This is a genomic window from Streptomyces sp. NPDC041129, from assembly GCF_055592265.1.
Window position 1 is genome coordinate 80,973 of record NZ_JBVIYV010000010.1, and the last position, 20,086, is coordinate 101,058.

General features: G+C 71.0%; 21 protein-coding genes and 1 pseudogene. 12 read left to right on the forward strand and 10 right to left on the reverse strand.

Features of this window, described 5'->3' with window-relative positions; genetic code table 11:
* Positions 1 to 110: 110 nt before the first annotated feature.
* A complete protein-coding gene (locus tag ACZ6B1_RS27660; protein WP_468782718.1) occupies positions 111 to 656 on the forward strand; it encodes a hypothetical protein in 546 nt (181 codons plus the stop codon).
* Between the two features lie 51 nt (positions 657 to 707).
* Here the strand turns inward: ACZ6B1_RS27660 and ACZ6B1_RS27665 are convergent, their stop codons facing one another.
* Positions 708 to 1,664: a DUF5996 family protein gene (locus ACZ6B1_RS27665; protein WP_468782720.1), complete on the reverse strand. Its 957-nt coding sequence runs from the start codon at positions 1,662 to 1,664 to the stop codon at positions 708 to 710.
* Between the two features lie 303 nt (positions 1,665 to 1,967).
* The gene (locus ACZ6B1_RS27670) at positions 1,968 to 2,342 is read right to left on the reverse strand and encodes a hypothetical protein (RefSeq protein ID WP_468782722.1); all 375 of its coding nucleotides are present in this window, start codon (positions 2,340 to 2,342) and stop codon (positions 1,968 to 1,970) included.
* Positions 2,343 to 2,444: 102 nt separating this feature from the next.
* Here ACZ6B1_RS27670 and sigJ point away from each other — a divergent pair, with 102 nt between their 5' ends.
* The gene (gene sigJ, locus ACZ6B1_RS27675; protein ID WP_468782724.1) at positions 2,445 to 3,419 is read left to right on the forward strand and encodes an RNA polymerase sigma factor SigJ; all 975 of its coding nucleotides are present in this window, start codon (positions 2,445 to 2,447) and stop codon (positions 3,417 to 3,419) included.
* Positions 3,420 to 3,471: 52 nt separating this feature from the next.
* On the opposite strand, the gene ACZ6B1_RS27680 is transcribed toward sigJ, so the two are convergent.
* A complete protein-coding gene (locus ACZ6B1_RS27680; RefSeq protein ID WP_468782726.1) occupies positions 3,472 to 3,774 on the reverse strand; it encodes an STAS domain-containing protein in 303 nt (100 codons plus the stop codon).
* A 341-nt stretch (positions 3,775 to 4,115) separates the two neighbouring features.
* On the opposite strand from ACZ6B1_RS27680, the gene ACZ6B1_RS27685 reads away from it, so the two are divergent.
* Positions 4,116 to 4,394: a GlsB/YeaQ/YmgE family stress response membrane protein gene (locus tag ACZ6B1_RS27685; RefSeq protein WP_390061129.1), complete on the forward strand. Its 279-nt coding sequence runs from the start codon at positions 4,116 to 4,118 to the stop codon at positions 4,392 to 4,394.
* Between the two features lie 137 nt (positions 4,395 to 4,531).
* Here ACZ6B1_RS27685 and ACZ6B1_RS27690 read toward each other — a convergent pair whose 3' ends face one another.
* Positions 4,532 to 5,473 (reverse strand): L,D-transpeptidase, encoded by a 942-nt coding sequence (locus ACZ6B1_RS27690; RefSeq protein WP_468783099.1) that lies wholly within the window; start codon positions 5,471 to 5,473, stop codon positions 4,532 to 4,534.
* Between the two features lie 321 nt (positions 5,474 to 5,794).
* On the opposite strand from ACZ6B1_RS27690, the gene ACZ6B1_RS27695 reads away from it, so the two are divergent.
* From ACZ6B1_RS27695 to ACZ6B1_RS27705, 3 genes are all read left to right on the forward strand, one after another.
* A complete protein-coding gene (locus tag ACZ6B1_RS27695) occupies positions 5,795 to 6,040 on the forward strand; it encodes a DUF5133 domain-containing protein (protein ID WP_468782729.1) in 246 nt (81 codons plus the stop codon).
* Positions 6,041 to 6,086: 46 nt separating this feature from the next.
* Complete coding sequence (locus ACZ6B1_RS27700) at positions 6,087 to 6,479, forward strand: thiol-disulfide oxidoreductase DCC family protein (protein ID WP_468782731.1); 393 nt, start codon at positions 6,087 to 6,089, stop codon at positions 6,477 to 6,479.
* 224 nt (positions 6,480 to 6,703) lie between these two features.
* Positions 6,704 to 7,744: a vWA domain-containing protein gene (locus tag ACZ6B1_RS27705; protein ID WP_468782733.1), complete on the forward strand. Its 1,041-nt coding sequence runs from the start codon at positions 6,704 to 6,706 to the stop codon at positions 7,742 to 7,744.
* Between the two features lie 295 nt (positions 7,745 to 8,039).
* Here ACZ6B1_RS27705 and ACZ6B1_RS27710 read toward each other — a convergent pair whose 3' ends face one another.
* Positions 8,040 to 8,594, reverse strand: coding sequence for a GNAT family N-acetyltransferase (locus ACZ6B1_RS27710; protein ID WP_468782735.1), 555 nt, complete (start codon positions 8,592 to 8,594; stop codon positions 8,040 to 8,042).
* A gap of 182 nt (positions 8,595 to 8,776) precedes the next feature.
* Between ACZ6B1_RS27710 and ACZ6B1_RS27715 the strand changes: the two genes are divergently transcribed.
* Positions 8,777 to 9,604, forward strand: coding sequence for a maleylpyruvate isomerase family mycothiol-dependent enzyme (locus ACZ6B1_RS27715; protein ID WP_468782737.1), 828 nt, complete (start codon positions 8,777 to 8,779; stop codon positions 9,602 to 9,604).
* Between the two features lie 157 nt (positions 9,605 to 9,761).
* Here ACZ6B1_RS27715 and ACZ6B1_RS27720 read toward each other — a convergent pair whose 3' ends face one another.
* The 3 genes from ACZ6B1_RS27720 to ACZ6B1_RS27730 all read right to left on the reverse strand — a co-directional run bounded on the left by ACZ6B1_RS27720 (position 9,762) and on the right by ACZ6B1_RS27730 (position 11,949).
* The gene (locus ACZ6B1_RS27720) at positions 9,762 to 10,145 is read right to left on the reverse strand and encodes a VOC family protein (RefSeq protein WP_468782739.1); all 384 of its coding nucleotides are present in this window, start codon (positions 10,143 to 10,145) and stop codon (positions 9,762 to 9,764) included.
* Positions 10,146 to 10,296: 151 nt separating this feature from the next.
* Positions 10,297 to 10,818, reverse strand: a complete 522-nt coding sequence (locus ACZ6B1_RS27725) for a transglycosylase SLT domain-containing protein (protein ID WP_468782741.1) — start codon at positions 10,816 to 10,818, stop codon at positions 10,297 to 10,299.
* A 564-nt stretch (positions 10,819 to 11,382) separates the two neighbouring features.
* On the reverse strand, positions 11,383 to 11,949 hold the full coding sequence (locus ACZ6B1_RS27730) for a DinB family protein (RefSeq protein WP_468782743.1): 567 nt from the start codon (positions 11,947 to 11,949) through the stop codon (positions 11,383 to 11,385).
* A 443-nt stretch (positions 11,950 to 12,392) separates the two neighbouring features.
* Between ACZ6B1_RS27730 and ACZ6B1_RS27735 the strand changes: the two are divergent.
* A pseudogene (locus ACZ6B1_RS27735) lies at positions 12,393 to 12,487 on the forward strand.
* Between the two features lie 48 nt (positions 12,488 to 12,535).
* On the opposite strand, the gene ACZ6B1_RS27740 reads toward ACZ6B1_RS27735, so the two are convergent.
* Positions 12,536 to 13,459 carry an NADP-dependent oxidoreductase gene (locus tag ACZ6B1_RS27740; RefSeq protein WP_468783100.1) on the reverse strand — a complete coding sequence of 308 codons (924 nt, stop codon included), beginning with the start codon at positions 13,457 to 13,459 and terminating at the stop codon, positions 12,536 to 12,538.
* Positions 13,460 to 13,589: 130 nt separating this feature from the next.
* Here ACZ6B1_RS27740 and ACZ6B1_RS27745 point away from each other — a divergent pair, with 130 nt between their 5' ends.
* The 4 genes from ACZ6B1_RS27745 (at position 13,590) to ACZ6B1_RS27760 (ending at position 18,880) form a co-directional block, all read left to right on the forward strand.
* Positions 13,590 to 14,675 carry a GlxA family transcriptional regulator gene (locus tag ACZ6B1_RS27745; protein WP_468782745.1) on the forward strand — a complete coding sequence of 362 codons (1,086 nt, stop codon included), beginning with the start codon at positions 13,590 to 13,592 and terminating at the stop codon, positions 14,673 to 14,675.
* A 110-nt stretch (positions 14,676 to 14,785) separates the two neighbouring features.
* Complete coding sequence (locus tag ACZ6B1_RS27750; protein ID WP_468782747.1) at positions 14,786 to 15,622, forward strand: hypothetical protein; 837 nt, start codon at positions 14,786 to 14,788, stop codon at positions 15,620 to 15,622.
* A gap of 193 nt (positions 15,623 to 15,815) precedes the next feature.
* Complete coding sequence (locus ACZ6B1_RS27755) at positions 15,816 to 17,549, forward strand: PP2C family protein-serine/threonine phosphatase (RefSeq protein WP_468783101.1); 1,734 nt, start codon at positions 15,816 to 15,818, stop codon at positions 17,547 to 17,549.
* Positions 17,550 to 17,758: 209 nt separating this feature from the next.
* Complete coding sequence (locus ACZ6B1_RS27760; protein WP_468782749.1) at positions 17,759 to 18,880, forward strand: aminotransferase class V-fold PLP-dependent enzyme; 1,122 nt, start codon at positions 17,759 to 17,761, stop codon at positions 18,878 to 18,880.
* A 229-nt stretch (positions 18,881 to 19,109) separates the two neighbouring features.
* Here the strand turns inward: ACZ6B1_RS27760 and ACZ6B1_RS27765 are convergent, their stop codons facing one another.
* On the reverse strand, positions 19,110 to 20,060 hold the full coding sequence (locus tag ACZ6B1_RS27765; RefSeq protein WP_468782751.1) for a helix-turn-helix transcriptional regulator: 951 nt from the start codon (positions 20,058 to 20,060) through the stop codon (positions 19,110 to 19,112).
* Positions 20,061 to 20,086 lie beyond the last annotated feature (26 nt).

The following is a 20,086-nucleotide window of genomic DNA, read 5'->3' on the forward strand; positions in this document are numbered from 1 at the left end:
ACCAGCCTAAGGACGCCGCACGCGGGCCGCACCCCACTGGGCCGGGCCGGCAGTGCTCCCACCGGGTGCATGGGCGGGCGACGACGCCTTCGAGGGGTGAAGCTGAGACCGTGAGTATCAAGAACGAGCGTCCGGTGAGCGCGGAACAGATCAATGCGGCGCTGAGCGCACTGGGAGCCGAACCGACGGCGGATCCAGGAGCGCGACGCGAGGAGCCGCAGGAACCCGATCGGCTGCGACTGCTGGGCCATCTGCTGGCCAGGGCGGAGTGGGAGATCACCGCCGCGACGCGCCTGTCCGAGGAGGGGGAGATCGAGGATGTCCTCGACACGATGCTCGGCTGGGCGGAGCACCTCGAACATGATCCCGGGCTTGCCGTCAACGTCCTGACGAACAGACTGCAGCGCACCGCCATACAGGTGTCGGAATCCGAGGCGGAGGAAACACCTCCGGGCCGGGAGGCGTCCTTCGCGGCCGCGATGACGGCCTTGTACACCCTCAGCGCCCAGCTTCACGCCGATCGAGGTGACGTCGAGGGGACCAGGCGGGCCCTGAGCGGGGCGGAGGAAGCCCTCATCGACACCATGCAGGGCATGCACGACCTGCGCGTCGCCATCGGTGACACGCTCGGCGAGGACGAGGAGCCGGAGAGCTGACGGCCACGCCGGCCGGCCCGCCTCTCGTGCGAGCCCCTGGCCTCCGGCCGTTCAGCACCGCCCGTCGGCCACCCGACCTGCCGCCACCGTGTCGGTGATGCCGCCCGGGCAGGCCAGTCGGTGCACATCCCACCCCGCCAGCTCGGCGCCGGCCTGGTAGGCGCTGCCCAGGAACTCGTGCACCGCCGTACGGGGGTCGGGCTCCCCCCGGGCGCTGTCGTAGCCGAGCACCGCGAGATGGCTGCCGCGGCGTGCCGCCCAACGGGCGGTCGCCGGGCGCAGCGGCCGCTCGGCCAGGCCGGGTGGCTCGGGCGCCGTGTACGAGTAGAAGGCCGGCTCGGGGAACTCCGGGTCACCGAACCAGAACCCCGCGCTGATCACTTCCTGCGAGTACGCCTCACGGGTCACCGAGTCCAGCGCACCGGACTGCTCGACCTCGCGACCGGAGAAGCGGGTGACGGCGATGTCGAAGGTGTGCCAGAAGTGATGAACCGGACTGGTCTTGCCGGAGTAACCCGCCGCGTACTCCTCCAGCACCAGGTTGACCTGCGACAGGACCTGCCAGTAGCGGTTCACCATGGCCGGGTCGTACGCACGGTGCTCGTGGTCGTCGGAGAAGTCGCGGTCCGCGTCCGGGAGGTCGAAGGGGTGCGGCCGCGCGATCCGGGCCCTGACGTCCAGACCGTCCAGCATCTCCCACAGCGTGCGGTAGAAGTCGCCGACGCTCAGCCCGGCCAGCGCGAACGACGCCTCCCGGCCGTCGCCAGTGGTCGCGATGAGCCTATGGTCGACAAAGTCGAAATCCAGGCAGAAGAAGTTGCCGTCGGCGCCCAGTCCCATGGGACGTGTGGTGATGCCGTGGCCGGTCAGGTGGTACGGCACGTTCCACCAGTGATTGCGGCGGGGACTCGCGGCCAGGCGAATCTTGCCGACGATCTGCGCGAAGCGGTGCAGGGTCTCCTTGCTCTCCTGCCACGAGCGATAGGGGATCGGCGGGAAGCATTCCATCGGTATCGGCCCGTTTCTCGCGCGCCCGCATCGGCGCGCGTCGTCGACTGGAGACGATGGCCGGGGCAACGTTCACCGACGAGCAGGGCGGCATCGCCCCTGGCATCATGGCTTGCGTGATCGACGAGGTCGCAAGCCCTCTCCGTGAGCGGGTGGATCCACGCGCAGCGCGACCCTCTCACTCTCCAACCGTCGCACGCATCCGCCTCCACGGCCGAGTACCCGCCTCACCCCGCACCGCACCGGCGCAGGCGCCGGCGTTCCGCGGGAACTGGGACGTCGTGGCCGAGCGGCCCGGACCGGTCAGCGCCGGGCCAGTGCCAGCACGCTCAGCCCGAACATCAGGACGCCCAGCGGAAGATGGACCGCCGGTATGTGCGCGATACCGAGCACGACCTGGACCGACGCGAGGACGAGGAAGCCTGACGCGTGCCAGACAGGCCGGGTCGAGCCGCCGCCCGGCCTCCACGCCAGCACCGCCGCGAGCAGGTACAGCATCGACGCCCCGTACATCACACGGGCTCCGACACCGTGCAGGGTCTCTCCGTAGGACGAGGTCAGCAGCAGCCCGGCGGAAACCGCCTGAAGGAAGATGGTCAGGGTCTGCAGGGCGATCGCGATACGCAGGAACGCGGAGCTGCGCCGTGCGTTCGCCGTCGTCGTCTCCTGAGTGGCCATGTCACGGTCCCCTCTTTCCGCCCTCGGGCGGTAGATCGATAAGGTCTCACCAGTCCGACGACGCGGGCCTGCGAAAGGTAAGGCGAGGGGGCGGCCGGAAGCATGGGGACTGTCGGGACCAGCACGGATGAGATAGCGGGCGAGCGAAGCCAACTGATCAATGTCGCCTACCGGTTGCTCGGTTCGGTGACCGAGGCCGAGGACGCGGTACAGGACGCCTACGCGCGCTGGTACGGGCTGCCACGCGGCCGGCAGGAGGAGATCCTCTCCCCGGGCGCCTGGCTGACGACGGTGACCAGCCGCATCTGCCTGGACCTGCTCGGCTCGGCCCGGATCCGCCGTGAACGCTACGTCGGTGCGTGGCTGCCCGAGCCGTTGCCGGACCGCGCCCAGAGGGACCGCCCGGGCGGCGCCGACCGCACCGTCCCCGCGGATCCCGCCGACCAGATCGTTCTGGACGAGTCGGTGGCCATGGCCTTCCTCGTCGTCCTGGAGACGATGACGCCCGCCGAGCGGGTGGCGTTCGTCCTGCACGACGTCTTCCGGTACCCGTTCGCCGAGATCGCCGGCGTTCTCGGCCGGACCCCTGCGGCCTGCAAGCAACTGGCGGCCTCCGCGCGGCGGCGGGTGAGCGCGGCGAGCACTCCGGTGACGGCGGCCGGCCAGGCCGAGATGGTGAGGCACGTCAAGGAGGCGTGGGAGACCAAGGACATCGCAGCGCTCGTCGGTCTGCTCGACCCGGCCGCCGTGATGACCGCCGACGGTGGCGGCATGGTCGGCACCGTCCTGCGCCCGGTCGAGGGCGGCGCGCGCATCGCACAGTACATGGTCGCCATCGCCGACAGGGCTCCGGGGCTCGAGCTCCTGGAACGGTCGGTCAACGGTGCGCCGGGCCTGGTGGCCCAGCGAGCCGGCGTCGTCATGACCGTGGCCTCGTTGGGTCTCCGCGACGGGCGCGTCACCCGGATCTGGGCGGTCCGCAATCCGGAGAAGCTGCGGCCCTGGGCGCGGGCCGCCACAACGCAACATGGGCGCGGGCGACTTGACCGCGGTACCGGGCCCGGCGTCACGTCCTGACCGCGGCACCGGACCCGGAGTTACGACTTGACCTTGTTGCCGGGCCCGGAGTTCACGTGGCCCTGGGCGTGGTCTCGGCGAGTTCCAGGACGCGCCGCGGCTGACCCTGGAGGCCGGACAGTTCCAGAGTTCCGCCTCGCGCTTCGGTGTGCCGGTGCAGGCTCCGCAGCAGGCTCAGGCCGCTGGCGTCCATGAACGACACACCGGCCAGGTCAAGGCAGAGGGTGCGGTTGCGGATGCTCACCGCGTCGGCGGCCTGGGTGATCCGCGGGCAGGTGTCGAAGTCCAGTTCGCCCGCCACAGTGATCATGATGCGGTTGCGTTGACTGCTGACGTGCACATCCAAGGACGGCATGGTGAAACCACCGTTCGGGATCAAAGCCCATCACGGTCGGCTCCCACTGCCGGAAGTAGGCCGTCAAGCGCGCGGCATGGGCCGCTCACAGCCGAGCGAGACCACCCGCACCGTCCATCGGCCACTCGGGCTCGGTCACCACGACGGTGGCGCGGGGTCTCCCACCAGACCAGGCTGGCTCTCCTCGCAGGGTGTCACATCCACGCCCACTTCGGGGGACACCCCGGGTGCTCGGCCGCGGCGCACGCGAGAGCCCCGTCACAACCGGGGACGTTTGTTCGGGCGCAGACGGAACACACGATGAACTGACAAGTTCTTTATGAGACGAAGCGGAGAGGTACATGGGCATCATCGCGTGGATCATCATCGGGCTGCTCGCCGGCGCCATCGCCAAGGCGCTGATGCCGGGCAAGGACCCCGGGGGCATCATCGTCACCATGCTCATCGGCGTTGTCGGCGGTCTGCTCGGAGGCTGGCTCGGCAAGGTCATCTTCGGAGTCGACTCCATCGACGGATTCTTCGATCTCTCCACCTGGATCGCGGCGATCGTCGGCTCCCTCATCCTGCTCGTTCTCTACCGCCTCGTCACCGGCAACCGGCGCTCGCACCGTCACGCGTGACACCGCACGGCCGGACACACCGGATCGGCTCCCCCCATGTCGGGAGGGAGCCGATCGCCGTTCGGTGCCGCGCCGGTCGCCGGGAGCGGGTGGAGTGTCACCTCCGCGGGCGGGCAACGGCCTTCGCCCGCGGCGCGTCACAGGGTCGCGGTCGTCCCCTCGCCGGAGGCGCTGGCCGCGAGCCACTCGTCCCACCCCAGGTTGAAGTCGGCGTATCCGTTGTCCGCCGGGGCCTTGGCACGGGCCGAGCCGGTGATGGTGACCGGGTCGCCCTGCTTGACCTGGCCGTAGAACCACTTGGCGTCCGACATCGACAGGTGGACGCAGCCGTGCGATCCGCGCGCGCTGCCGCTGCCCGGATTGGGGTCGCCGGTCGAGTAGTGCACGTACGTGCCCGACTGGGTGAGGTGGACGTCCCAGGGCAGCGTCAGGTCGTAGTAGTTGGCGCTTCCCTTGTCACAGCTGATGCCGACGCTGCAGGAGGTCATGTGGACCTTCTCCTGCTTGTCGATGACGGCCATCGTGCCGTTCCACGTCGGGTACTGAGCACTGCCCGCGTTGATCGACAGGGTGCGCACCAGCTTGTCGTTCCTGGTCACCTTCATGGTGTGACCGGTCACCGACACATCCGCGCGTACGTCGTCGCCGATCGTGAAGCTGTGTGTGTAGCCATGGACGCCATAGCGGCCGTTACCGTTGCTGACGCCCTCCATGTCGGCATCGATCTTCACCTTCGTACCGGACGGCCAGTAGGTCTTCGGCCGCCAGTCGGCGCGTTTGTCGCCGAACCAGTGCCAGGCTCCGGCCACCGGCTGCGAGGCGCTCACCTTCATGTGCTTCTCAACGGTGGCCCGTGCCTTCTCCGCCACCGGGTTGGTGAAGACCACCGAGATCGGCATGGCCACGCCGACCGTGGACCCCGTCTGCGGAGTGATCGTCTCCAGCAGCATCGGCGGCCCCTTGGGCTTCGTCGGTGACGGAGAGGCACTCGCGCCCTGCTTGCCGGGCGCCTTCGCGTCGTCCCCGCCCGCCTTGTCACTGCCGCTTCCGCCACCACAGGCGCTCACGCCCATCAGCATCGCGCCCGTAACGACTGCGATCCCTATGCCGCCCTTGCCCCGTCCCACGACCTGCCCCGCTCTCTCGTCATTCGGCCCTGACAGGCCCAACGCCCTGTCAGACAGTGAGGACGCGGGCCACAGTTGCGTGTATCGCGTAAAGCGTGTTCCAAAACTCGAAACACAACGCCCTTGAGGCACTGGGCAGCTCACGGCACGGGACTGCCGCGCCAGGTCGGTCCGGGGAGGGTGTCGTCGACAGGGCGTGCCGGCAGTAGTGCATACGGTGATCCTTCGGGGGCAGACGGGTCCCCGGCCCGTTTTTCGAGAGAGGTTGTCGCCGTGTTGTTGCCTGCGGAGAAGGAACTGCGTGCGGTGCTGGCTCGCTTCGCCGAGGCGCGCTTCCGCCATGACCTGCAGCCCACCGGCCACTCGAGCCGAGAACTGGAGGACACTTCCAGCACGCTCTGCGCCATCACCGGCACCCAGTCCGTGGACGAGGCCCTCACCGCCGCCGACGCTCTCCTGGAACAGCTGCGAGCGGACCGCTGCGCGAACCGGAAGACGACCCAGTCGCTGGCCGCCTGACCTGCTCATCGCTCGGACGGCCACGGAAGCGCGCATGATGGAGGTCATGCGAACGCGACCTGTGCTGGTCTACGACGGTGACTGCGGCTTCTGCACGGCCTCCGTGACCCTCGCACAGAGATGGATCGGGCCACGCTGCGACATCACGGCCCGCCAGTGGACCGACCTGGAGGCGCTGGGCGTGGCCCGGGAGCGGGCCGAGCACGAGGCCCTGTGGGTCACCCCTGACGGAGCGGTGTACGGCGGCGCTCAAGCGGTCGCCAAACTGCTGTCGAGCGCACGCGGCGGCTGGGCCGTCATGGGGGCCGTGCTGCAACTGGCGCCGGCACGCTGGATCGCCCAGGGCGTCTACCGCGCCGTCGCCCACAACCGCTACCGGCTGCCCGGCAGCACGCCGGCCTGCTCCCTCCCCACCGGACGAAGGCCGGGGAAGAGCTGAGAGGGCACGAATCGGCATCGGCGCAGCACGGGCCCGATGACGGCACGGCGGCGCGACGCTTCCCGAGGCCCGCCCACGACGACGACACGACGGTGCGGACGTGCGCCGCGTCCCGACCACTCCCCTGGTCACACGGGTCGGTACGCCCGATCTGAGAGTCAAGTCCGATTGTCAGTGGTGGGTGAGACGGTAGGAGCATCACGTCGGAAAGAGGGGGAGCTGCCATGTCCGGAAACCAGAACTACATCAACCACGTTGCCCTTGTCCTGGATGCCAGTTCGTCCATGTCGCACCTGAGCCGCAAGGTCGTCGAAGTCGCCGACCAGCAGATCGAGTACCTCGCCCGCCGGTCCCGGGAGCTGGACCAGGAAACGCGCGTCACGGTGTACGTCTTCGCGGACAAGGTGGAGTGCGTCATCTACGACAAGGACGTGCTCCGGATGCCGTCGCTCAAGCAGCTCTACCGGGTGGGCGGGATGACGGCTCTGCTGGCGGCCGCACTGAAGTCACAGCGGGAACTGGCGCAGACGGCGCAACTGTACGGCGACCACAGCTTCCTGACGTTCGTTCTCACCGACGGGCAGGAGAACGCGAGCCATCGGTCCCCTGACGCCTCCTCCAGGGACCCGCGTGAACTGGTCCAGGCCGTGGCGGAGATGATGCGGACGCAGCAGGACAACTGGACGCTGGCCGTCCTCGTCCCGGACCAGATGGGCAAGCGCGAGGCCATGCAGTGCGGCTTCCCGAAGGACAACATAGCCATCTGGGACGCCACGAGCACTCAGGGCCTCGAGGAGGCAGGGCAGGTCATCAGGCAGGCCACCGAGAACTTCATGGTGGGCCGCTCCCAGGGCATCCGGGGATCGCGGGCGGTGTTCTCCACGGGCGCCCAGGCGGTCAACAAGAAGACCATCAAGGCGGCCGGACTGACCCCGGTGAAGCCGTCGGAGTACCAGCTGATCCCGGTGGCCCGCCACGCGGGCATCCGGGAGTGGGTCATCGAGTGCGGGCACGACTACCGCACCGGTGGCGCCTTCTACCAGCTGAGCAAGTCGGAGAAGATCCAGGCACAGAAGCAGATCGCGGTGCTGGAGAAGAAGACGGACCGGGTGTACACCGGGCCCGAGGCCCGAGCCCTGCTCGGCCTGCCGGACGTGGAGATCCGCGTCAGGCCGGACCACAACGACGACTACACGATCTTCGTACAGAGCACCAGCGTCAACCGCAAGCTCGTACCGAACACGCGGCTTCTGCTGATGCTCTGATGCCGGCCGGCAGGAGGATCGGCAGGATACGGTCATGGAATCGCTGAAGACTGGCATCGACGAAGACGGCTGAGCGGGCCGGGTTCAGGCGCGAGGGGCTGCTGAGGAGCTGGCAGCCGGTGGGGAACGAACGCCGGGACATGTTCATGTACTCGTTCCTGCGCGATGACAGCTGACCGCTCCTGACGTTCGGGGCCGGGCCGGAGCCGGTCGGCCCGGCCCGGTCCCGGTCCGGGCCACCCCGGTGAGCCGGTGCGGGCGTCGATCACCGCCCGCGCCCCCGCACCCCTGATCGTCAGACCGTCGCCCGGTCCTTGGCATCCGGCTTCCAGTCCTGGGCGAGGAGTCCGAGCAGCACCTGGTCCAGGAACTCGCCCATCACCCAGGCCGAGGAGCGCAGCACGCCCTCGCGGACGAAGCCGTTGCGCTCGGCGGAGCGCAGCATCGCGGTGTTGTCCGACAGCGTCTCGATCTGCAGCCGCTGCAGGCCTCGCACGATGATGCCGTAGTGGGACAGCACCGCGACCACGTCGGTGCCGTAGCCCTTGCCGCGGCAGGACGGCAGCAGTCCCAGCCCGATGTGCGCGGACCGGTTGTGGTTGTCGATCCCCCACAGCGTCGCGGTGCCGACCAGTGTGCCGCCCTCCAGCTCCACCACGGAGAACTGCACGCTTGCCTGCTGCGTCTCGTCCACCACGAGCCGCGGGTCCTTCGAGTCGGGCTTGATCGGCCGCCACGGCCCGCCTTCGGCCCGGGAGGCGTTCACCACGTCGTCGTAGAGCTCGGCCCGCAGGACCGGAATGTCGTCCTCGTGCCGGGCCCTGAGCCCGACCTTGTTACCCCTGAGCATGCAAGCTTCTTATCCGCCCGGGGCGGCCGGCGCAAACCGATATGCGGTCGCCCCCGTCGGCGGCCGGGCCGCCGCTGAGCAGGGCCGAAGCGGGGGCGCGGGAGGGCTTGTCGGGCGCCGTCGGGTCTGGTTGGGTACCAGCTCCGCCGGCATGTCGGCGGATGTCGAGTGGAGCGAGACACGTGCACAGTACGGAACGGCAGGACGGGTCGTGGACCCTGCCCGAGGGCCTGGGACAGGCGATCCGGGGCACCGCCGAGGAGATAGCCGCGCTGGTGCGGAGCGCGGGCGACACGGCGCTCGCCGTGCCGGGGTCGGAGTGGACCGTCGGTGAGGCCGCCGCGCACCTGGCCGTGGCGAACGAACTGATGGCAGATCTGGCGGCCGGGAGGGAGCGCCCCTACGGCAACGGAACAGCGCAGAGCCTCGCCGCCGCCAACGCGGAGTCCCTCACCGTCTTCACGGAGCGCCGGGCGGAGCCGCTCGCGACGATGATCACGGAGCAGTGCGAGAGGTTCCTGGACGCACTGTCGCGCTCCGCGGCCGATGACCAGGCGCCGGCCACGCCCCTCGGCCTGATGAGCCGGTCCGTTCTCGCGTCCTACCTGCTCACGCACATGCTCGGCCACGGGTATGACCTGGCTCGCGCCCTGAAGCGTCCGCACATGGTCGACCCGGCACGGGTCAGCCTGTGCATGCCGTTCATGCTCTCGGTCATGCCGCGGGTCGCCGCCCCCGATGCCACGGCCGGGCTCGAGGCCCGTTACCGGATCCGGTTGCGTGGGGGTGAGTCGTTCTGCGTGTCGCTGGCGGATGGTGCCGTGCAGGTGACGCCGGGCGCATCGTCGCAAGAGGTGGACTGCACCATCCTGCTCGACCCCGTCGCCTTCCTGCTCATCGCACTCGGCCGGGTCAATCCGTGGCGGGCGATCGCCCGCGGACAGGTTCTCGCCTGGGGCCGCCGGCCCTGGCTCGGACCTCGCTTCCCCAGGCTGTTCACCGCCCCCTGAACCGCACCCCGACGATCCAGGGCGGTACAAGCAGGCGCCGGGAGTCGCCGAAGGTGCACCTGGCGACGTAGGCGTTGATGTGGGAGGTCACCCGAGGCATGACCCGAGCCTTCGACGGGAGCGCGGTGCACACGGCGCGGTGCCGGGACTCACGGAGTCAGAGGGGCTGGATCCGGGTGCGCAGGAGGCAGAACTCGTTGCCTTCCGGGTCGGCCAGGACGTGCCAGCTCTCGGTGCCGGTCTGGCCGACGTCGGCGGGCTTGGCGCCCAGAGCGAGCAAGCGCTCCAGCTCGGCGTCCTGGTCACGGTCGGTCGCGCTCACGTCGATGTGCAGCGGCAGCTTCCCGGTCCGTGGGTCGTCGCTGGGGCTGAGGACGAGGGTGGGCTGCGGGCCTCCGAAGCCGGCGTCGGGCGGCCCGATCTCGATGCTTCCGTCGTCTTCCCGGCCGAGTTCGACGTAGCCGAGGACCTCGCTCCAGAACGCGGCGAGCCGCTCGGGATCCGCGGCGTCGAGGACCAGCTCACTGATGCGGCATGCCATGCCCGTCAGTGTAGGTGGACCACCTGGCGCCACGCCGGTATTCGGCCCGGCGTCCGGCGGGGGGCCGTGTCCGGTCGGGGGACTCGGCGGCACCGCCGGGCGGTCAACGTCTTCACGCCGGTCACTGGGCGGCTGGGTTTATCAGCGATGCTCAGTACGCGGAGTTGACGTTGTCGATGGAACCGTAGCGGTCCGCGGCGTAGTTGGCGGCCGCGGTGATGTTCGCGACCGGGTCGGTGATGCTGTTGGAGGTGCCCTCGACGTGGTAGGCCTTGAACGTGGGGTCGATGACCTGGAGCAGGCCCTTGGACGGGATCCCGTTCTGGGCGTTGACGTCCCAGTTGTTCTGCGCGTTGGGGTTACCGCTGGACTCACGCATGATGTTGCGGTGCAGGCCCTCGTAGCTGCCCGGGATGCCCTTGTCCTTCATGATGGCCAGCGACTGCTTGATCCAGCCGTCGAGGTTCCCGGCGCTGCCGGTCGAGCCCTTGGGGTCCGTGTGGCTGTCGCGCGAGGGAGCCGAGGCGCTGTGGGCCGTCTTCGGCGCCTCGGCGGCCTGCGCGGAGGCGGGCATCAGCGTGAGGGCCACGGTCGCGGCGCCGGTCGTGGCGATGCCGGTCAGAGCGAGAGTGCGCAGGCGGGCAAGGCGGCGGTTGGCGGTGATCGCGGTCATGTGAAAGGGACTCCTGGGGACGTCTACTAGGCGCCGGCCGGGTGCCGGTCACGGTGCGGGCTTCGGAACCAGGGGCCCGTACTGCTGCGCAGCGGGGCATGCCCGGTGGTGATCGCCCGGTCGCCCTGCGGCTCGCGGGGCAACGACCAACATGTTTAGCGGCCCGCCGAAACCATGCAAGGGTGTGACCTACTACCCCAGAGCGTAGACATGTGGCATATCGGACTTCCCGCCGCACAAAGCCGTCACTCGTCACGGACCGCTTCTACGATCCCGCATAGGACGTGACATGGCTCCTATGGGCCGCATCACCTGTTTTCGGACGGAACGGCGCCCCGAACCCGCCTTTTCAGGCCACGCCGAAGCCGCCCTCGCGTCGGACAAGGTCCTGGGTCCGGAAGGCGGAAGGGCGGCGGCTCAGTACCAGAGCGCTCCGGGACGGCGCGCAGATGCATGTGGAAGCTCCCATCACCCTCCCCCACGTGCGGCCCGGCGTGCGCGGGCGCGGCGGAGCGTACCCGGATGCTCTGACGACGCACGGTTCGTCGTCACCGGATCACCGGATCACTGGCCGACTCGTCCGTCGACGCACTCGCGCAGCAGGTCGGCGTGTCCGCAGTGGCGGGCGTACTCGTCGATCCTGTGCACCATCAGTTCCCGGATGGCGATCCCGTCCTTGCCGACGCGCTCGCCCAGATCCGCGTACTCGGCTAGTGCCGTGTCGGTCGCGGCCTGCTCGCGTTCCAGGTCGGCGCGGGCCGCGTCGACCACGGCCTGCTCGGCGACGGCTCCGAGGAAGTCCGCGTCCCTCGCCCCGTACAGCTTCGGCAGCGGCTCGTCGTCGCCGAGCCAGTTGCGCCAGTCCCGTTCCACCTCGGCGAGGTGGCGGAGCAGGCCGAGCAGCGACATCGTCGACGGCGAAACCGACCTGCGGGCCAGTTGTTCCGCGTTCAGGCCCTCGCACTTCATCAGCAGGGTCATGCGGTAGTTCGCCAAGAAGTCCTGCAGTGTGGCGAGTTCGCCGTCCGGACTGTTGCCGTTGTCCCGGGGGTCGTCGTCCGGGTCGGCCCACATGTCGGGGTAGACGGTCGCCTGGGTCCATCGCGCGGGTTGATCACTCATAAGCTGCATGGTGCTGACCGACGGCCCTGGTCCGCCACCGAGTTTCGGATTCGCGCCGCGGGCGGTCACTGCCACGTACCCGTGTGCCGGTCAGGAGGTGCCGCTGTGGCCGGTGAGATGGTCGCGTACGAAGGAGGCGAAGTCGGGGTCGGGTTCCAGAGCCAGTGCCGCGGCGCGCCGCCCGTGACGACGATCCTCATCTGATCCCTCCCCTGGCGGTGAGCCCGGCAGTCGAGACCCTTCACAGGGGATGGCCGGGTCAGACCCCGACGGCGGGCGGAGCTCGGGTACGGGGTACGGGGCGGGGCGACATCTGTACACGGTCGAGTGAGACGTGCCCGCGGACCGCGCCCGCCGCCGCGCCCGCGTCAGGGGCGGATCAGCGGCCCGTCAGCGGGTCCTGCCAGTCTTGTTCTCGTGAACGGGCCGGGAGAACACCGGGCCGGGAACGAGGAGAGGTGCCCGGAGTGGTTGATCGGGGACCGCGAGCACGCTCATGGTCGGGCCCCTGCGGGGGTCCACGCAGGTTCGAATCCTGCCCTCTCCGCCGCAGGGAACACCACCTCGGCCGGCCCGGCAGGTGGGCGGCCGGGGATCAGACGACCGTCAGGACGATCTTGCCCGTGGTCCGGCCCAGTTCGCCGATCTCGTGCGCCTTCGCGGCGTCCGCCAGCGGCAGGACCGTGTCCACCACAGGCTTCAGAGCGCCCCGCTCCACCAGGGCGGCGATCTCGCGCAGGCCCAGGTGGTCGGGCTCGACCAGCATCCACGTCGCCCGGACCCCGTCCTGGGTCGCGGGTACGTCGTCGGGGCCGGGCAGGGTGATCAGCCGGCCGCCGGGCCGGAGCACCTTCACCGAACGCTCGGCGGTCTCGCCGCCCAGTCCGTCGAGCACCACGTCGACGTCGCCCACCACGTCCTCGAACCGCACCGTGCGGTAGTCGATCATCTCGTCCGCGCCCAGCCCCCGGACCAGGTCGTGCTTGGCGGCACCCGCGGTGCCGATGACATGAGCGCCGCGGGCCTTGGCGATCTGCACCGCGAAGTGGCCGACGCCGCCGCCCGCCGCGTGCACCAGTACCCGCTCGCCCGGGCGCACGTTCGCCGTGTCCACCAAGGCCTGCCAGGCGGTCAGCGCGGCGAGCGGCAGGGCGGCCGCCTCCACGTGCGTGATGTTGGCCGGCTTGGGGGCGAAGTGCCGGGCCGGTGCCACCACGTAGTCGGCATAGGCCCCCGCCTGGCGCGGGAAGAGCGGCATGCCGAAGACCTCGTCCCCGGGACGCCACGTCCCCACCCCCGGTCCGACGGCCTCGACGGTGCCGGACACGTCCCAGCCGACGGCGGGAACGGTGCCCCAGTCGATGAGGGCTCCACCGGCGCGGGTCTTCCAGTCCACCGGGTTCACCCCGGCCGCGTGCACCCGCACCAGGATCTCGTTCAGACCCGGCTCGGGGCGCTCGACCTCACGCTGGACCAGGTTCTCGGGTCCGCCCCACTGCTCCACGACCACCGCACGCATGCTGCCTGCCTCGTCTTCCGTCTCGAATCCGCACGTCACCGGGACCTCCCCGGCGCGACGCAGTCCACGATCCAGGAGAGGGGCACGTCGCGGTGTTGGCCGTCCGGCCACTATGTGACAGGATCTGGCCATGGGTGAAATGCGAGCACCACGGACGACGGCCGCACCGGACCGGACGACGGCCACACCGGGCCGGACGACGGCCGCACCGGACCGGGCGGCGGATGCGCCGCCCCGCCGGCACCGCATCGCCGTGCTCGCCCTGCCGGGCGTCCCGCCCTTCGAACTGGGCATCCCCTCCCGTGTGTTCGGCAGCGTGGAGGACGCCGAGGGCCGCCCGCTCTACGACGTCACCGTCTGCACGGCCGACGGTGCGCCGGTGCTCAGTGACGCGGGGTTCACCGTGCAGCCCGCGGCCGGACCGGAGGCCCTGGCCGCCGCGGACACCGTGATCGTCCCGCCCACGCACGCCATGCCCGAGCTGGGCCGCGGCGGCCCGCTGCCCCCCGAAGTGATGGCGGCCATCGCCGGCATCCGGCCAGGCACCCGCCTGGTGTCGATCTGCACCGGCTCCTACGTACTGGCCGCCGCAGGACTGCTCGACGGCCGGCCGGCCACCACCCACTGGAACCTCGCGCCGGAGTTCCGCCGCGCCTACCCGAAGGTCAAGGTGGACGAGGAAGTGCTGTTCGTCGACGACGGTGACGTGCTGACCTCGGCGGGCGTGGCCGCCGGCGTCGACCTGTGCCTGCACATGATCCGTCGCGACCACGGCGCGGCCCTGGCCAACCGGGCCGCCCGCATGTGCGTCGTGCCGCCGTGGCGGGACGGCGGACAGGCCCAGTACATCGACCGCCCGGTCCCCGAACCCACCGTCGCCAGCACCACCGCCACCCGCGCCTGGGCGCTTGAGCACCTCGGCGAGCCGCTGTCCCTCCTCCAGCTCGCCGCACACGCCCGGATGAGCCTGCGCACCTTCACCCGGCGGTTCCGCGACGAGGTCGGCATGACCCCGGTGCAGTGGCTCACCGCGCAACGCCTGGAACTGGCGAAGCAGTTGCTGGAGACCACCGACCTGTCCATCGATCTGGTCGCGCACCGGGCCGGCTTCGGCTCCGCGAACTCCCTGCGCGCGCACATGCGCACCACGTTCGGGGTCTCCCCCGCCGCCTATCGTCGCGCCTTCAGCCCCAACGACCTCGCCGTGGCTCCGTGACGCGCCGCCGGTCTCCTGATGGCCCATCACCCCCAGGGCCCTCACCTGCCGGTTCGGCGGTACGGCGTTTCGCCCGCCGCCCGGAGGTGGCTGCCGTCTAACCTCGACGCGTGGGGCAGCCGGAGCAGCGTGCCGAGGGTGCGGGACCGTTCGTCACCAGGCAGACGTGGCACCGTCCCGGCGGCGAGGTCGTGGTGTGGGAGTCGCGGACCGCACGGCGGCGCGGAACCGTCAAAGTCCGGCCGCCCGGTGCCGCGCGGAGCCGTCGAGCCACCGCGGACGCCGTGTCCGTCGGCCGGCTGCGCAGGCTCAACGCCGTCGCGGCGACCGCCTTCGTCATCGGAGGAGCCCTCTTCGCGGTGGGCGCGGCCATCGCCCAGTTCGGCTCCGGTGACGCCCTCGAGAGCGCCTCGGTCTACTTCGCCGGTGGTCTGTTCTTCAACACCGGCGGCTATGTGTCGCTGCTCCAGGTGATCAACGCCCCGGTCCACTCCGAGGGCCGGCTGATCACCCGCCGCTGGCGGTGGTGGAGCTACGAGCCCATGCGGGTGGACTGGCTGAGCGTGTTCGTCCTCTTCGCCGGCACGCTCGTGTTCGCCCTCAACCTGATCGACTCCTTCCTGCGGGGCCTGAGCGTTCAGCAGGTCAACCGGTTGATCTGGGTACCCGACGTGGTCGGCTGCGTGCTCTTCCTGGTCTCCGGGCACCTGGGCTTCACCGAGATCTGCCACCGCGGCCGCCCCTGCGCCCACCCGCGAAGTCTCGGCTGGTGGATCGTCGCCGTGAACCAGCTCGGCTCGATCCTGTTCATGGTCTCCGCCCTCACCGCCTTCACCCGCCCCGCCACCGGCAGCCTCGTCAACGCCGACGTCGCCAACTGGGGCACGCTCACCGGCGCCCTGTGCTTCTCCGTCGCCGGCTTCCTCCAGCTCCGCGAAAGCCCCTGACCGGACCAGGCCGAACCATGCCGTGTGCTGGTCCGCCGCACACAGCTACCGGGTGCCGTGCGCCGGAACCGCGATATCCGGCCGGTTTCTCATCATCAGCGGGGCACACGGGGTACAAGAGACAGGCGAGGGCCTCGCACGTGCGTCCACGAACAGCACGGAGGCTCGCAATCCGATGAGTGGAGGCGAGGACATGGGGCGGCCGGAGCGTACGGAAACCCGCCATGAGCGGTACCGGACGGCGTCTTCCTCCCGGCTGACCCGCGCGCTGGAGGCCATCGGCGCCGGCGCCTACGCCGTCGACGAACAGGGCCGTATCGTCGCCGCCAACACCCGTGCCGGGCATGTGCTGGGCCGGGCCGCCGAGGATCTGATCGGCCAGGACGCCCATGACCTGCTGCACCGCGGGTCACAGGGACAGCGGCTGCCCGCCACACAGTGCAGCATGCGCCAGGCCTTCCACTCCGGGCACCCGGCACACGGCCTCAGCGACTACTTCGCCCACGCCGACGGCACCCTGCTGCCCATCTCCTGGATGATCACCCCGTACGACATCGGGGACGACGCGAACGGCACCCTCGTGATCTTCCACGTCCTCGACGGACCGCACCCGGCCGGTCCGCACCCCGACGTGGCAGCGGAAACGCTCACCGACCTGGAGCGACTGGCTCTCCTCGCCGAGACCACCACCCAGCTGACCGCCACCCTCGACGTCGACGAGGCGCTGCGCCGGCTGGTGGGCCTGGTCCTGCCCCGGCTGGCGGACTGGGCCGTCATCGACCTGATCACCGAACGCGACGAGGTGTGGCGTGCCGCCGTGATCCAGGCGGACGGCGGCACCCTGATCCCTCACGAGGAGCTCCAGGGACCGATGCCGCCGGTACCGGAGGCGTCCCTCATGCCCCTGTCCAGGGCCCTGCGCGGCGTCGCCTCCACGCTCGCCGGCCCGGAGACCTACCAGGTCGCCCCGGACTCCGGCATCGCCGTCGAACAGCGCCGCCTGTTCGACTCCACCGGCATCCGCTCCGCCGCCATCGCGCCCATCCGCAGTACCCGGGACGTCCTGGGCGCACTGACACTGGGCCGCGCCGAGCAGCCGAACGACTTCACCGCCGCCGACCTCACCCTGCTGGAGGACATCGCCCGGCGCGCCGGCCTCGCCCTGGACAACGCGCGCCTCTACCAGCGCCAGCGCGCGATCGCCGAAACCATGCAGAACCATCTGCTGCCCCAGATGCCGCGTGTGCCCGGCCTGCAGATGGCGGTGCGCTACCTGCCCGCCCCCGACGCCTCGCAGGTCGGCGGCGACTGGTACGACGCCTTCACCCTCCCCGACGGCGCCACCGCACTGGCCATCGGCGACGTCGTGGGCCACGATCTCGAGGCCGCCGCCGGCATGGCCCAGCTCCGCAACATGCTCCGCGCATACGCCTGGTCCCAGCAGAAGCCGCCCAGCAGGATCGTCGACCGGCTCGACGAGGCCATCATGCCCATCACCGACGTCGCGATGGCCACCCTCATCTTCGCCCGGCTGAGCCGTACCGGCGACGGCCGCTGGGAGCTGTCCTGGACCAACGCCGGTCACCCCCCGCCCCTGCTCATCACCCACGACGGCCTGACCGAGTACCTCACCGACGGGCACGGCATCCTCCTCGGCACCGGAACCGGCGCCGGGCGGCCCGACGCCACGATCACGCTGCCGCCGGACAGCACCCTCCTGCTCTACACCGACGGCCTCATCGAAGCGCCCGGCCGCACCCTCGACGAGGGCCTGAACGAGCTGCGCCAGCATGCCGCGGCCCTGGCCCACCGGTCGCTGACCTCCTTCATCGATCAGCTCCTGCAGCGCGTGCGCCCACCAGGCCTCGACGACGTCGCCCTGCTCGCCCTGCGCACACCGCCGGGGCCCCGCGCGAACAACCCGTAGGCGGGCGTGGCGCGGCCCCTGCGGCCGAGCCACCGCGGACGTACCCCCCGGGGCCGCTCGCGCGGCACGCGACGCGTACCGTGCGAGCGAGCGGGGACGCGCACGCGGGCCCTGGAGGACGCGAGGTCACCGGCCGGTTCGCGGCGCCGCCCCGCCCCGCCCCGGCCCCCGCCGCCCCGCTCCCATCGGCCCCGCCGTGGAAGGATCTCGTGCTCACCTCCTACGCCGCCCACTTCGACACCCCTGCCGGGTACCTCGACTTCGCACGGTTCGGCCCGCCCTCCCGTGACGCCGTGGCCGCCACCGCACGCGCCATGGACGAGGCCGCGCACGCGGGCCACACCACCGTGGACGACCTGATGCGCGCGGAGGACACGGCACGCGAGACCGCCGCCCGGCTGGCGGGGAGCGACGCCGAGCACACCGTGCTGCTGCCCAACGCGTCCACCGGCCTGTTCCACGCCGCCCTCGGCGTCCGGGAAGGCGTGGTCCTCGTGCCGAGCACCGACTTCCCGGCGAATCACTATCCGTGGCGGCGCACGGCCGAGCTGGGCCGGGCCACGCCTCGCTGGCTGGCCCCGGAGCCCGGCGAAGGGGTCACCGCCGACCTGGTCCGCGCCGCCCTCACCGACGACGTGGTCGCGGTGTCCGTCAGCGCCGTCGACTTCCGCACCGGTTTCCGTGCCGACCTGGCGGCGCTTCGCGAGGCGATCGGGCCCGGCCGGCTGCTCATCGTGGACGCCATCCAGGCGTTCGGCGTGACCGAGATGGCCTGGGAGGTGGCCGACGTTGTGGTCGCGGGCGGCCAGAAGTGGCTGCGCGCCGGCTGGGCCACCGGCTTCGCGACCCTGTCCGACCAGGCCCTGCACATGCTGGACCCGGTCCTCACCGGCTGGACCGGCGTGCGGGACGCGGGGGTCTTCGACGGCGCGGAGCACTCGCCCGCCCCGTATGCGCAGCGGTGGTCCGTCACGAATCTCAGTCCCGTGACGGCCGCCGCGTTCGCCGCCGCGCTGGATCTCGTCGAGCGGCACACCGTGACGGCGATCGAGGCGGCCATCGCCGCGCGGATCACCGAACTCACCGAGGTGATCCACCGGCACCGCGGACGGGTCCTGTCCCCCGCCGACCCCGCCAGGCGCGCGGGCATCCTCTCCTTCACCATGCCGGGCCATGATCCGTCGCACGTCGCGATGGCGCTGCACGCCGAGGGCGTCGCGCTGACCGCCCGGGATGACTCGCTCCGGCTCTCACCGCACGCCTCCACCCCGCCCGAGGTGTCCGAGCGGCTCGCCGCCGCGCTCTCCGCTCTGCCCGACCGGCGATCGTGACACCGGCCGGCCCGGATGCCGGGGGCACGGGCCCGTCGGCCCTGGGCCCACGCATCCGGGCCGGGTGGCGAGGGGCATCCGGAACGAGGAGAACACCGCAGGGCCTCCTCGCCCCACGCGCCGGCCGGACAGCCGTCCACGACGTCGGCCCCGCTCAACCGCGCGTCCACGTCCGAGGTCCTGGCCATATCGGCCCCGCCCCGCGATTCCCTCAGGCAACGACGGCGCGTCACTCCTGGGCCTCGAGGAGTTGGCGGGTGCGGTGCAGCAGGGCCTGGCGTACGGCGTCCGGTGCGAGGACCCGGAGCGGTGTGCCGAGGCCGAGGAGGTAGCGGGCGAGGCCGTCCGGGTCGGGGCCGCCCAGGTCGACCAGGGTCGCGTCGGGGCCGTCGGGGCGGTGGGTGCCGATCGTGGCAGGGATGAGCCGTAGCGCGGCGTCCATCGGGAGGGGGAGACGGATGGTCGCCGAGAGCGGGTAGGGACCGTTCGCGATGTTGCGGGAGACCAGACGTGCCGCGTCGGGCGGGTCGGTGAGGTCCGCCGGACGACCGGTGGGCTGCACACGGCCGACCCGGTCGGCCCGGAACGTCCGCCACTCGCCGCGCGCCACGTCCCGGGCGACGAAGTACCAGCGGCGTCCGGTGCACACGAGACGGTACGGGTCGACGTCACGGAGCGTCGCCCGCCCCTCCGCGTCGACGTAGGACAGCCGTGCCCGCTCCCCCCGCCGGCAGGCGACGGCCAACTCCAGCAACAGGCCCGTTCTGATCCGTGGTCCGTCGGCCGTGGGAAGGCTGACGAACGCGTCGTCCAGGTCACCGAGCCGCTCCGCGATCCGCCGGGGCAGCACCTGACGCAGCTTCAGCAGAGCGGAGAGCGCGGCCTGGTCACCGCCCATGGCGTCGCTCTGGGCCGCCTCCCGCAGGCCTGCCGCAACGGCCAGTGCCTCCTCGTCGTCGAGGATCAGCGGCGGCACCTGGGAACCGGCGCGGAGGCGGTAGCCGCCCCAGGGACCGGCCTCGGAGTCGACGGAGTAGCCGAGCTCGCGCAGCCGGGCGACGTCCCGGCGGACCGTGCGGTCCGTGACCTCCATCCGCTCGGCCAGTTCGACGCAGGTCCATGACGGCCGGGAGGACAGCAGGGACAGCAGCCGCAGCAGGCGGGCGGAGGAGCTGATCACCCGGGGAAGTTTTCCACACCACGCCA

What these genes read in the sequence shown, in the direction of transcription:
- ACZ6B1_RS27685 (WP_390061129.1), top strand. Translation starts at nt 4,116, where the DNA reads ATGGGCATCATCGCGTGGATCATCATCGGGCTGCTCGCCGGCGCCATC.
- ACZ6B1_RS27745 (WP_468782745.1), top strand. Translation starts at nt 13,590, where the DNA reads ATGGGTGAAATGCGAGCACCACGGACGACGGCCGCACCGGACCGGACG.
- ACZ6B1_RS27730 (WP_468782743.1), bottom strand. Translation starts at nt 11,949, where the DNA reads ATGCAGCTTATGAGTGATCAACCCGCGCGATGGACCCAGGCGACCGTC.
- ACZ6B1_RS27705 (WP_468782733.1), top strand. Translation starts at nt 6,704, where the DNA reads ATGTCCGGAAACCAGAACTACATCAACCACGTTGCCCTTGTCCTGGAT.
- ACZ6B1_RS27720 (WP_468782739.1), bottom strand. Translation starts at nt 10,145, where the DNA reads ATGGCATGCCGCATCAGTGAGCTGGTCCTCGACGCCGCGGATCCCGAG.
- ACZ6B1_RS27755 (WP_468783101.1), top strand. Translation starts at nt 15,816, where the DNA reads ATGGGGCGGCCGGAGCGTACGGAAACCCGCCATGAGCGGTACCGGACG.
- ACZ6B1_RS27670 (WP_468782722.1), bottom strand. Translation starts at nt 2,342, where the DNA reads ATGGCCACTCAGGAGACGACGACGGCGAACGCACGGCGCAGCTCCGCG.
- ACZ6B1_RS27690 (WP_468783099.1), bottom strand. Translation starts at nt 5,473, where the DNA reads ATGCTGATGGGCGTGAGCGCCTGTGGTGGCGGAAGCGGCAGTGACAAG.
- ACZ6B1_RS27710 (WP_468782735.1), bottom strand. Translation starts at nt 8,594, where the DNA reads ATGCTCAGGGGTAACAAGGTCGGGCTCAGGGCCCGGCACGAGGACGAC.
- ACZ6B1_RS27740 (WP_468783100.1), bottom strand. Translation starts at nt 13,459, where the DNA reads ATGCGTGCGGTGGTCGTGGAGCAGTGGGGCGGACCCGAGAACCTGGTC.
- ACZ6B1_RS27725 (WP_468782741.1), bottom strand. Translation starts at nt 10,818, where the DNA reads ATGACCGCGATCACCGCCAACCGCCGCCTTGCCCGCCTGCGCACTCTC.
- sigJ (WP_468782724.1), top strand. Translation starts at nt 2,445, where the DNA reads ATGGGGACTGTCGGGACCAGCACGGATGAGATAGCGGGCGAGCGAAGC.
- ACZ6B1_RS27700 (WP_468782731.1), top strand. Translation starts at nt 6,087, where the DNA reads ATGCGAACGCGACCTGTGCTGGTCTACGACGGTGACTGCGGCTTCTGC.
- ACZ6B1_RS27680 (WP_468782726.1), bottom strand. Translation starts at nt 3,774, where the DNA reads ATGCCGTCCTTGGATGTGCACGTCAGCAGTCAACGCAACCGCATCATG.
- ACZ6B1_RS27665 (WP_468782720.1), bottom strand. Translation starts at nt 1,664, where the DNA reads ATGGAATGCTTCCCGCCGATCCCCTATCGCTCGTGGCAGGAGAGCAAG.